Raw genomic sequence first — 11,762 nt, forward strand, 5'->3', positions numbered from 1 at the left:
CACTTCATCTGCATCGGCTTGATGATGCAGACTTGGCAGCTCGTCCTCCACCTGGATCGGCATGCCCGTTCAACGCAATCGCTCTCTCATCGCCGCACTTGCACTGGCGACCTTGTCGCTCCAGGTCACCGCCAGCGCAGCCGGCAAGCCCGCCAATCGCGAAGAGGTCAAGGCCTACGCGCTGCAGCTGTGCCTGGACAGCAACTACGAGCGCAGCGGCAAGTACACCTCTGATCAGCTACGCGATCGCTCGTATCTGCTGACGACCTACGCGCTGGACAATGCAAAGACCGGCGCCACCGACCGCCTGCATCGCTATGTTGCCGAGCAGACCGGGGACTTTCATCGTGCCGAAGTGCCGATGAAGGACGAAGCGCGCCGCGGCCCGTTCAACAGGATCTTTGCGCAATGCATGGCGTTTTACCGTTCGCCTGCGTTGAGCGAGTTCATTGCACAGAAGCTCTGACCCGGAGTGCGCAGTCCCAGGTCTGACCGCCTCGCGATAGTCTGCTGCAACGTCGCTCGCCGCCTGGCAAACCTTCCATCACGCTTCGACAGGAGCCGCAATGCCCGCACCTTCAACACGCCGCTCCCGTCGCGAGGTGCTGCGCATCGCGCTGGCAGCGGGCACGTTAAGCATGGCAAGCCACCTCGGTGCTGCAATACGCGGCGAGACCAAGGAGGACGTTGCGCCATCCGACTACATCTCGCCGGCACCCTTCCCGGCCAACCGCAGCGTGCTGGTCCTGCTCGGCACCAAGGGCGGGCCAACGCCGTCACCGCTGCGTGCCGCAGCCGCCAATGCGCTGGCCATTGACGGGCAGCCCTACCTGATCGATTGCGGTAACGGGGTTGCACAGCAACTGGTCAAAGCCGGCATCCGCCTGCCTGCGCTGCGCGATATCTTTCTCACTCACCACCACTCCGATCACAATGCCGACCTGCTCAATGTGGTGTGGCTGGCATGGGCGAGCGGGCTGCAGACGCCGGTGCATCTGTACGGACCGCCCGGTATCGCAAGGATGGTGGATGCGTTTGTCGAGATGAATGCCATCGACATCGATGCGCGCATTCGTGAAGAAGGCCGCCCGCCATTCAAGCAGCTAATCCAGGTGCACGAGTTCGACCAGCCCGGCACGGTGCTGCAGAACGACCAGGTCACCGTCACCGCTACACTGGTGGATCACTACACGCTCAAGCCTGCATTTGCGTACCGTTTCGCGGCGCGCGACCGCACGGTGGTGTTCTCCGGCGATACGCGCTATCTGCCCGCGTTGGCCGAGTTCGCGAAGAACACCGACATCCTGGTGCACGAGGTGATGTACTTGCCCGCGCTGGAAAAGATGCTCAAGACCAACGACAACGCGCCGACCTTGCTCGACCATCTGCTCAAGAGCCACTCCACCAGCGAGGAAGTGGGCAAGATCGCTGCTGCGGCCAACGCAAAAATGCTGGTGCTCAATCACTTCGTCCCCGGTGGCGACCCGACGATTACCGATGCGATGTGGAGCGAGGGCGCGCGCAAGCACTATGCCGGGCCGATCGTGGTCGGCAAGGATTTGATGCGGTTGTAGCGGACCAGATGGGCACTACGCCACCACCGGGCTGCGCAGGCCCCACGCGCTTGTGCCAGCTTTGCAGTACGCATCGATAAACGCCTGCTGCGATGGCATCTGTTCCACCGCGCGCTGGATCGGCTGCGCGATGCCATCCAGCAGGCGATGCAGATCGCGATCGGACACTGCGCGCGCCAGCGGGTGATGCTGCGCAGGGATGAGGCCCTGCCCCATCAGCACATGGGTCCAGGAGTCGACGCGAAACAATTCATCGGCGCCTTGCCAGGCATGCGCACGTTCGCGCCAGGCGCGTAGGCGCAAGGCCAGCGATTCGGGCAGTTCCATCTCACGGCATTGGCGCCATAGCGGTTCGTCGCGCTGGGTGGCGTGGTAATGCAGGATGATGAAGTCGCGCACGTGTTCCATCTCGGCGCGGCTGATGTCGTTGAACAGTTGCACCTGCGAGGGTGCGATGCCGTCTGCGGGGAACAAGCTGATCAGGCGCACTACCGCGGCGATGGTGAGATGGATGCTGGTGGATTCCAGCGGTTCGATAAAGCCGCTGGCCAGACCCAGCGACACCACATTCTTGTTCCAGGCCTTGCGCCGGCGGCCGGTGCGGAACGGCACCAGCCAGGGATCCTTGAGCGCAGGCGCGGCCGCATCGCGCAGCAGCTTAGCGTGGGCTTCGTCGTCGGAGAGATGGCGGCTTGAAAACACCAGGCCGTTGCCGACACGATGCTGCAGCGGGATATGCCAGCGCCAGCCGGCCTGGTGCGCGATGGCGCGGGTGTACGGCACCGGCGGACCGACGGCTTCTGTCTGCACTGCCACCGCGCGGTCGCACGGCAACCAGTGGCTCCAGTCTTCGTAACCGGTGTGCAACGCCTGCTCGATCAGCAAGCCGCGAAAACCGCTGCAATCGATAAACAGATCGCCATCGAGGACCTGCCCGTCTTCCAGCACCAGCGTGGCGACGTCCCCGCTGTCCGGTTGCAGGGTCACTTGCTGGATCTTGCCTTCGATGCGCTTGACGCCAAACGCTTCGCTGCGTGCGCGCAGAAACTTGGCATACAACGCCGCGTCGAGATGGTAGGCGTAATTGACTGCAGGCTCGCGCAACAGTGCGAAGCGATCCACGCGCGAGGCCACGGTTTCAAGACAGTAATCGCCGAACGTGCCAGGCATGCCACGCCGCTGACTTTCCAGCCAGAGATGATGAAACGCGCACACCAGCGTGCTTTGCCCGGTGATACCGAACGGATGGATATAGCGCTCGCCCTGGCGACGCCAATGCTCGAAGGAGATCGACAATTTGAAGGTGCCGGCCACTGCGCGCAGAAATTCCTGCTCGTCGATCTGCAGGAAGCGATGAAAGGTGCGGATCGGCGGCACCGTGGACTCGCCCACGCCCACGGTGCCGATCTGCTCGGACTCGACCAGGGTGATCTCGAGCAGCTCGCGGAACTGGTGCGACAGCGCACAGGCAGTGATCCAGCCGGCGGTGCCGCCACCGACGATAACGACCTTGCGAATCGGGGCCTGGGTCACTGCGCACTCCTGTGGGATGCATTTAGGGCGGTATGGACCATCAGCGATTGAGCTTGCCGATCAGCATCGCGCGCAGCTGTCGCGCGAGGATCGGGTCGATCGGGCCCAACGCATGTCGCGCCTGCTCGGGCAGGTGTTCGCCAGCACGCTCGGCAGGACCGAACACGTAGTAATCGAACAATGCGCGCCAGGCGCCTTTTTCGGATGCTGGCCGGTCGCGAATCGCCCATAGCGCGTGATACAGCGCAGGCATCGGCGCCGGCAATTGCGCGGGTGCGCTGCTCCACCAGTAGTTGACCAGCACATTGAACGGCTGCAGCGATTGCACGTGATGCCACCACATGCTGGGAATGAACAACGCATCGCCCGGTTCCAGCACGGTGGTGCGCGCATGCGCCAGCGCAGCGGCAAATCGCGGATAACGCTGCAGATCCGGGTTGGCGATATCCACCATGCTCACCACCTGCCCGCCCGGCGTGGGATCCAGCGGACCGGGATACAGGTTGGCCACCTGCTCCGGCGGAAACAGCGTAAAGCGGCGCTGCCCCACCGCGCAGCAGGCCAGGTTGTTGGGCGCATCGTAATGACACGAAGCGATGACGCGATTGCCGATCCAGATGCTCGGCTGCACGGCGATGCCGCTGGCGGACAAATCCAGATCGTTGCTGGCGCGGAGGCCGGGCAGGTGGTTGTCGACCGGCAACGACGCCAGATAATACGTCGGCGGCTGTGGGTCATCGCGATGCGCGGCGATGGCCTCCAGCAAGGTGCTCAGCGTGCCACGCTGCACATCGAAATTCAGCGAACTGCAGTCGTCGGTGTAAAACGGCCGGCTCGCGATTTCCGGGCCGCCATGGGAATACTGCAAGACATGTCCGCTGTCGTGCGCGCGCAGCACCGCCATCGCCTCATGGGGGCTGCGCAGCCCGGCCTGTACCAGTGACCAGTCGCGTGCGATGCCACGCACTACCACTGGTTCGGCGGCGGCGCAGAGCGCAGTAAGCGGCAATGCGTCATGTCGGCAGTCTGTACGCTCTGCGATGGGCGCGATTGCGGCAGTTGAAGACATGATGGAGGCGCTCACAGCCATGCGCTCAGGCATACGCTTCAGCAGCGGGCGCGGCCTGCGTGTGTTGCAGGCGGCGTTGCTTCTCTGCCATAAGCCGACGCACGTTATGTAGCGATGCCAGCATCAAGAATGCGCCTTCCAGATAACCGGCCTGATGCAGTTGATGCAGCGCTTGCGCATCGAGCGCGGCAAGCCGCTCGCGGTCGATGGCCAACAGACCTTGCAGATGGGTGGCGTGGTTGGCATCCAGCGTCACGTCCAGCTGCACCGGCTGGATCAGACCCAGCGCATCGAAGGCGGCCGCCATCGCCTGACCGGCGTCCACGCCGTCGCGAATGCCACGCAGCACACTGATGATGTGCTCCAGATACGGGCTATGACCTCCCTGCGGCAGAAACACCGCCTCGCCTTCGTCGCGGCTGACGCGCGGGTGCTCCAGGTCGACATGGATCACCGGCTCCTGCACCAGGGCACCGTCGATGCGCTGCTCCTGGAAACCGATCAGAAACGGCCCCTTGGCGACGATGCCCGGCAGGTAACTGGCAGTCCAGCGCCCGTCCTGCAGAAACAGATTCTCGTCCTGTGCAAAGCCCAACAGCGCCACCGCCTGGTAGGCGCCGGTGGCAGGATCCTTGCGAAAAAACAGCGGGTATTCGCGTTGCAGCTCGGCGAATTCGGTGACGAAGGCCGGCACCAGGCCGAGCGTATCGCCGAACTCGGCGCCAAAGCGCAGGATGACGCGGATGTCGTGATGCGCCACGTTGTTGAGCACTGCGTATCGCGTCATCTAGAACTCCAGCGGTCATCCGCAATGGATCACCGCATTGCGGGGATATGAGTCGATCATGCGGCACCATGCGGTGCCTGCTGGAGTCGAGCATTGCCAAAAAGCAGGAGGCCGGCAAGCGGCACAGCAGCATTGGTGGCAGGCCTGCACAACCAGCGTTGCGGTGATGCCCCGGCCACCATCGTGCTGGCGGCAGTTTGCATGTCGGCGATCGCAGCGGGTGCGTCTGGGCATCCAGCCCGGCAGTGCAGTCGCGGCCGCCAGCCGGATCAGTGGCCGCGCAGGCATCACGACTTAACTCATCTGCGCGAAGCAGCCAACCAACTCCAATGCGCTGCCGTCGGAGCGCACGAACGGTGCGCTCTGAGCAGCGTGCGCGCGGGTATTCCACGCCGCCGCACACCGCACAACGCGCACCTGAGGTGCGCGCAGCGGCTTGTCAGTCGCTCTCAAAACGCATAACGCACACCCAGCGTGTAACGCGGTTGCTGGTCGATCAGGCGGATCATCTGCTTGTCAGAACGCCCATGCCAACGCACGTCCTCACCGGTCAGGTTGATCGCCTCAAAGCCCACCGACAGCTGCTTGCTGAAGCTGTAACTCAGGCTCAGGTCCCATTGCTGGTAGGCCTCCACGTAGTAAGGATTGCGGTTGGCGCCATCCTGGTTTGCCGCGATCAGATACTCGTCACGCCAGTTCCAGGCCAGACGTGCGCTCCAACCGTACTTTTCGTACATCAGCATGGCGTTGGCGGTGTCGCTCAAACCGAGCAGTGCGAACTGGTCGCGATCGATCACGGTGTTGTCGAAGCCCACATCGCCTTCGACGATGGTGTAGTTGGCGTAGATACCGAAGCCAGTGGTGTCGAAGAAGTACTGCCCGCCCAGTTCCCAGCCATGGATGTTGGCCTTGTTCTGGTTGACCGGCCGCGACACATCGAACTGATACAGCGGGTCGGAGGCATTGCCAACGATGTCGTAGGCATTCTCCAGGGCCAGGCTCTGCGCGGAACTGCCGTTATAGGCGGCCAATCCACCGGTGGCCGCGGCGTTGCGCAACAACGCCATCGCCGCGAACAGCGAGGTGTCGTTGGCCGAGCAGGCGCCCGCAACGTCGTTACCGGAGGCGCCAACCTGCGCAGCGCAGGCACCGCTCTGCAGGAAGGCAAGGGCCGATTGCGCATCCGGCCCCGAGGTGGGATCGGTCAGCCCATACAGCGATTCGCGCGACACCGTGTTGCCGATGAAGTTGCTGACGCGCTTGTTCCAGAATGTGGCAGACACATAGCTGGCGTCGGCGAAATACCATTCCAGCGCCAGATCCAGGTTGTCCGATTCCAACGGATCCAGCGTGGGGCTCTGCGAGCTGCCGGAGGCACGGGTGGAGGGGTTGATCAGGATCGAACCGCTCGGTGTATTCGGCGTTGGACCGGCAATCAAGTTGTTGTATGGCGCACGCGCAATGGTCTGGCCAAACGAGGCGCGTCCTTTCAGCTGATCGGTGATGTCGATACTGAAATCGAGATTGGGCAGGATGTAGTTGTAGCTGGTCTTTTCGCTGAAGGGCTGCAGCTCGGTGGAGCGCAACAACTGGAAGTCGTTGTTGGCCTGCCAGAGCAACGCAGTGGGCGTGGCCACCTGCGAGGTGGATTCCACATCGGTGCGCTCGTAACGCAAGCCCAGCCGTGTGTTGGTGGTCATGCCGGAGATATCGCCCTTCAGTTCCAGCTGCACGTAGGCGGCGCGGGTCTTCTCTTCCACCTGGTTGTCGGCGCTGTAGTTCGGGTTGTAGCGGGTGGTGGCGCCGTACTGGCTGCCACCCCACAGGGCCAGCTGATCGGCATCGCCGCGCCAGGCATTGGGCGCCGCACCATTGGCGTTGAAGTCCTTGAACATGCCGGTAATGCTCACCGGCCGCAGCAACGCCTGCATGCCGGGCTCGTTGCCGGCATTGGCCACACTCCAGTCGCCAAGCGTGGAGTTGGTGTCGCTGGTGAGCCGGTTCATGGTGGTGTTGGCGCTGCTCACGCCGAACTGAAAGCGGCCGTCGTCGAAGTCGAAGGTGCCATCCATGCGCCCTTCCTTGATCTCGGTCACCTGCGATTGATAGTAGATGCGCAGCACCTGCGAGCCGAGCTCGGCGGGGGTGAAGTCCGGATTGACCACACCGTTGGTGCCAGCCAGGGAATCGGCAGCGGTGGGATACCAGGTGCGTGCGCCGATCGGCAAGGAATTGTTGAACGAAAGCTCCTGCCCCCATTGACCGCCGCAGGACGGGCCGTTGACGCAGTTGTTGGTGCCGGCGAAGCTGAAGTAGGTGGCACTGCCGCCGGTGACCGGGTCGTTGGGCATGCTCTTGGTTTTCGAGTTATGCGCATCGAACGACAACTGGAAGCGGTCGCTCACCTGCCAATCGGCATTGAAGCCGAGCGAGCCGAGCGTGTACTTCTGCTCGTTGCGCTGCTGCTCCATGCCGAAGTCCTTGGCACCGTTAGGCACATCGCGCAGGTAGATCGGCGTTGCCACCGCCTGACCGGTATCGAAGGTCAGATCGGTGAAGCTGTTGGCGCGTTGCAACCAGATGCCCTGCTCGCCGCGCTCTTCGCGGATCTCGTTGGACGAATAGGTGTAATCCAGGGTCAAGGTCAGGCTGTCGCTGGGTGCGAACTGCACCACTGCCTGGCCGTTGGTGCGCTCGCGCTGGAAGTCGGCGAACGCGTAGCGCAGGTCGTTGGGCATGCCGTACAACTGGCCGATCGCCGGTGCGTTGGTCACCACCGCATCCGGGCGCAGCGCCGGGTCGGTCCCGGTCCAGCGCTGGATGTTCCAGGTGTTTTCGGTGGCCTGCACCGAGCCGCCGTGGCGTTTCTGGTAACTGCCGCTCAAGCCGATACCGAAGGTCTTGTCGGGATTGGTATAGCTGAAAATGCCCGACACTTCCGGGGTGAGCGAATCGCCGAACGGCTGCGAACGGTCGGAGACCATCTTGGCGCCGGCATTGGCCACCACCCCGGAGTGATTGAACGGCTTGTCGGTCTGGATGTTGATGGTGGCGCCGATGCCGCCGCTGGGCGCGGTGGCACGGCTGGTCTTGAACACCTCGATGCCGGTGATGGCTTCGGAGGCGAGCTGGGCGAAGTTGAAGGCGCGCGTGCCCACATCCACGCCGCCGATCGGCGTCTGGCCGGGTGCGCCGAATGCGTCGGCACCGGGAATCAGCCGGCCGTTGAGCGTGACCGTATTGAACTGCGGGCCGAAGCCGCGCGCGGTGACCTGCGCGCCTTCGCCATCGCGGCGTTCGATCGAGATACCGGTGATGCGTTGCAACGACTCGGCCAGGTTGGTATCGGGAAATTTGCCGATGTCTTCGGCGCTGATCGCATCCACCACGCCTGCGGCATCGCGCTTGATACCCATCGACTGATCCAGGCTGCTGCGAATGCCGGTCACGTTGACCGCATCGAGCGTGGTGGCGGTTTGCGCGCTGGATTGCGGCGGCGGCACTGGCGGCGCGGGAACGTCCTGCGCAAAGGCCGGATTGATGACCAACAGGCCACCGACGAAGGTGAACATGGCCTTGGACTTGAAATTGCTCAACGTACGACGCATCGATCTATCCTCGGGTCTGGAGTCCAACACCCACGGCCGTGGTCGCGGAATGCGACGCGGCGATTGTCTGGCCACGCGCCTTGCACGGCACGCGACATACCTTCCGTTGCAGAACGTCATTTGATCCCCCGCATCGAACCAACGGCGGATCCCCCTGATGCCAACCGTGCACGTGCCACGTCCATGACGGACGCTGCCTGCGACGATCTGTACAGCACGTGCGACTGCCTTCCCTACCCTTGAATCCGTGGCTGACGCAGGCTTGTGCGCCACCTCACTGAGCGACTGCGATCGCTAGATCAAGCGTGATAGCGCTACCACGCGGCGCAGACTAGTCACGCGTGACATCGCTTGTCACCCTGCGTTGCAGCAAACATGCGTGGACACATCGAGACACAAAACAACGTGTGCGCTTGAGCCCGCACGGCACATGCAGAGCTGCCGTGGCTGTAAGCGTTATCAGCCGCGACTGCGGTGATGACGCTTTGTTACTGGCTATGCAGGCCACGACAATGATCGCCACAACGCCGCTTTCAAAAGTTGCGCAAAGTCACTGCGCTCGCACGACAGAAGCGCTGCATAGCGGCACTGTTGGCGATGCAGGACAACACCATCGAGAAACGATGCAGGCACATGCGCTGCAGCAATGCGTAGTGTCGATGGCGATGCAGGCTGATGTAGAAACGGCGCAATCGCTGCAATCGATTGCGCCGTTATCCGGCATGCCTCGCCAGTTCTGGTACAGCTCATCCGCGCCGTTGCAGCGCGGACGATTGCATCGGGGCCGCTAGCCGATCACGTCCAGCTGGTTGTCGCCCCGCTGTGCATCGGGCAACACGTGATCCGGATCCAGTCGCACATGCAGCACTTTCTGCGTGGTCGGCAGCGTCAGCGTGGGCGCGGTGTTCTGCAGCCAGGTTTCCACCGGCACGCGACGATCGAGGTGGCTGCCGTCGGCCAGATCCACGCGCACGGTGGCCGGCATCACCAGTTTCTGACTGCTGCGCAGCGTGAGTTGCACGCCCTTGGCAGGATCGTGATCCACGTAATGCGCCGCGCTGATGCCCATATCCAGCTGCCAGTTGTTGAGATACCAGCCGCGCCACCACCAGGCCAGATCTTCGCCGCTCTCGCTTTCCATCAGCCGGAAGAAATCCGAGGGCGTGGGGTGTTTGTAAGCCCAGGTGGCGATGTATTTGCGAAAGGCCGGATCGAAGCGTTCCGGCCCGAGGATCTGCTCGCGCAACAGCACCAACCCCAACGCGCCTTTGAAGTAGGTCAAGGGATGGCGGTATTTTTCGCTGGTGGAATCAGCGTTGTCCATCAACGTCGGCGCACTGGTATCGGCCAACAACGGCAGGATTTCGTCGACCGGGTTGCCACCCTTGGGCGCATATTCCGAATCGCGCTTGGGTGCGTATTCGCCCTTGTTGAAGGCATCCGAGGCATACACGTCGATGAAGGTATTGAAGCCTTCATCCATGAACGCATGCCGCCGCTCATTGGAGCCCACGATCATCGGGAACCATGTGTGACCGATCTCGTGCGCGGTGATCCAGAACAACTCCTTGCCGCTGTCTTCGAAACCATCGAAGACGATGCCCGGATACTCCATGCCCGCGCCATAACCGCCCAGATTGATCGCGGCCGGCCACGGATACGGGTACCACTGCGAGAAATGTTCGATCGCACCTTTGACGTATTCGGTGGAGCGGTTCCACTTGTCCGCGCCCATACCTTCCACTGGATAGACCGACATCGCCAGCGATTGCTTGCCTCCCGGCAGCTTGATGCGCGCGGCATCCCAGACGAACGCAGGCGATGCGGCAAACGCCACGTCACGGGTGTTGTCCATATGGAAGCGCCAGGTCTGCGTGCCCTTGCCCGTCGGCTTGGCCGCACGTGCAGTCACCTCGGCAGGCGTGCGGATCAGCACCGTGCGATCACTGCCGCGTGCCTGCTGCAGGCGTTGCTGCTCGGTGCGGCTGAGCACCTCGGCCGGATTGGTCAGCGCACCGGAGCCGGCGACCAGAAAGCCTTCCGGCACGGTCACCGCGTAGTCGAAGTTGCCGTATTCCAGATAGAACTCCGAGCCCAGATACGGCTGCGTGTCCCAGCCGCGCAGATCGTCATACACCGCCATGCGCGGATACCACTGCGCAATCTCGTAGATCTCGCCCTGCTTGCTGGCACTGAACGCGGTACGCCCGCCCCAGGTACCGGGAATCGTGTAGCGGTAGCGGATATGCACGGTCAGCGCCTTGCCCTGCCCGGCCAGCGGCTGCGGCAGGTCCACACGCAGGCGGGTGTCGTCGACGACGAAGTGCGCCGGCTGGCGTCGCCCGCCATCGTCGATCTCGATGCCGGCGATCTGCATGCCTTCGGTGAACTGGGTGCGGCGCGATGGGCGGCTGGCGGCAGCGCGCGCATCGGCGCGGTAGATGTTCTGGTCAAGCTGCAGCCACAGCACGTCCAGCATGTCGGGGCTGCGGTTGGTGTAGCGGATCGCCGCCTCGCCGGTAAGCGTGTGGGTCGCCGGGTCGATGCTGGCCTTCAGGTCGTAATCCGCACGGTTCTGCCAGAACAGCGGGCCGGGTAAGCCGCTGCCGCTGCGGTAGGCGTTGGGTGCATCGGGCAGTTGCAGTGGCGCGAACAAGGCCAGCGGATCGAAATGGCTGGCCGGAGTGGGTGCTGCGGGAGCGGAACTGGCTGGTGCCGGAGCGGCAATTGCGGGCGCGGCAACGCACGCCAGTGACAGTGCAACGGTAAGCGATCGGCGCACGGTGGGGCTCATGCGAAATCCTGCGGCGTGGGGGACTCCCATCCTACGGCGCGCCTCGCCGCGCGCGGGAATGCCATTGGTCCCGGATGGCGCTACACGATTCCGCAGCAGCAGCACTCCGCCCAACGATCTGCGCGACGGCCATGCCGGTGATGCTGAGAGCGGCTACCAAAACTAACCCACGCCTGACTACCGCAGAGCGGCTGGTCTGTTGATTGGCTGCGGGGCCCTTGCCCGCCCACCGTCGCGGGACACGCCGCAAGTACGTCCGTGTAGCAACTATGTTGATCAGGGCCTCAACCCGCGACCTTTGAGCGGTTTCCTTCAGGCGCGTTCATCGGTAGGTGCCGGCCGCTGGCCGGCACGCTTTTTTGCGTTTGCGCATGGCCGTCAAATGCGCTCAGGCGGG

The 11,762-nt window shown here is 63.3% G+C and carries 8 protein-coding genes; 3 read left to right on the forward strand and 5 right to left on the reverse strand.

Annotation, left to right across the window (positions count from 1 at the left end):
• Positions 1-61: 61 nt before the first annotated feature.
• Entirely contained in the window at positions 62-466 is a 405-nt protein-coding gene (locus ABS769_RS13550; protein ID WP_317062104.1) for a hypothetical protein, read from the forward strand.
• Positions 467-566: 100 nt separating this feature from the next.
• Positions 567-1,574: an MBL fold metallo-hydrolase gene (locus ABS769_RS13555; protein WP_317062105.1), complete on the forward strand. Its 1,008-nt coding sequence runs from the start codon at positions 567-569 to the stop codon at positions 1,572-1,574.
• Positions 1,575-1,589: 15 nt separating this feature from the next.
• On the opposite strand, the gene ABS769_RS13560 is transcribed toward ABS769_RS13555, so the two are convergent.
• The 4 genes from ABS769_RS13560 to ABS769_RS13575 form a co-directional block, all read right to left on the reverse strand.
• Entirely contained in the window at positions 1,590-3,107 is a 1,518-nt protein-coding gene (locus ABS769_RS13560; protein WP_317062106.1) for a tryptophan halogenase family protein, read from the reverse strand.
• 40 nt (positions 3,108-3,147) lie between these two features.
• On the reverse strand, positions 3,148-4,197 hold the full coding sequence (locus ABS769_RS13565; RefSeq protein ID WP_317062107.1) for a cupin-like domain-containing protein: 1,050 nt from the start codon (positions 4,195-4,197) through the stop codon (positions 3,148-3,150).
• Positions 4,198-4,201: 4 nt separating this feature from the next.
• Positions 4,202-4,963, reverse strand: a complete 762-nt coding sequence (locus tag ABS769_RS13570; protein WP_317062108.1) for a SapC family protein — start codon at positions 4,961-4,963, stop codon at positions 4,202-4,204.
• A gap of 449 nt (positions 4,964-5,412) precedes the next feature.
• Positions 5,413-8,571, reverse strand: a complete 3,159-nt coding sequence (locus tag ABS769_RS13575) for a TonB-dependent receptor (RefSeq protein ID WP_317062109.1) — start codon at positions 8,569-8,571, stop codon at positions 5,413-5,415.
• Positions 8,572-9,014: 443 nt separating this feature from the next.
• Between ABS769_RS13575 and ABS769_RS13580 the strand changes: the two genes are divergently transcribed.
• Positions 9,015-9,362 carry a hypothetical protein gene (locus tag ABS769_RS13580; RefSeq protein WP_317062110.1) on the forward strand — a complete coding sequence of 116 codons (348 nt, stop codon included), beginning with the start codon at positions 9,015-9,017 and terminating at the stop codon, positions 9,360-9,362.
• On the opposite strand, the gene ABS769_RS13585 is transcribed toward ABS769_RS13580, so the two are convergent.
• Positions 9,359-11,365, reverse strand: coding sequence for a M1 family metallopeptidase (locus ABS769_RS13585; protein WP_317062111.1), 2,007 nt, complete (start codon positions 11,363-11,365; stop codon positions 9,359-9,361). The genes ABS769_RS13580 and ABS769_RS13585 overlap by 4 nt on opposite strands.
• Positions 11,366-11,762 lie beyond the last annotated feature (397 nt).

The organism is Xanthomonas hortorum (genome assembly GCF_040279205.1).
Classification (GTDB): domain Bacteria; phylum Pseudomonadota; class Gammaproteobacteria; order Xanthomonadales; family Xanthomonadaceae; genus Xanthomonas; species Xanthomonas hortorum_F.

Coding starts and splice junctions, on each gene's coding strand:
- ABS769_RS13550 (WP_317062104.1), top strand. CDS start 62: ATGCCCGTTCAACGCAATCGCTCTCTCATCGCCGCACTTGCACTGGCG.
- ABS769_RS13565 (WP_317062107.1), bottom strand. CDS start 4,197: ATGGCTGTGAGCGCCTCCATCATGTCTTCAACTGCCGCAATCGCGCCC.
- ABS769_RS13585 (WP_317062111.1), bottom strand. CDS start 11,365: ATGAGCCCCACCGTGCGCCGATCGCTTACCGTTGCACTGTCACTGGCG.
- ABS769_RS13575 (WP_317062109.1), bottom strand. CDS start 8,571: ATGCGTCGTACGTTGAGCAATTTCAAGTCCAAGGCCATGTTCACCTTC.
- ABS769_RS13555 (WP_317062105.1), top strand. CDS start 567: ATGCCCGCACCTTCAACACGCCGCTCCCGTCGCGAGGTGCTGCGCATC.
- ABS769_RS13570 (WP_317062108.1), bottom strand. CDS start 4,963: ATGACGCGATACGCAGTGCTCAACAACGTGGCGCATCACGACATCCGC.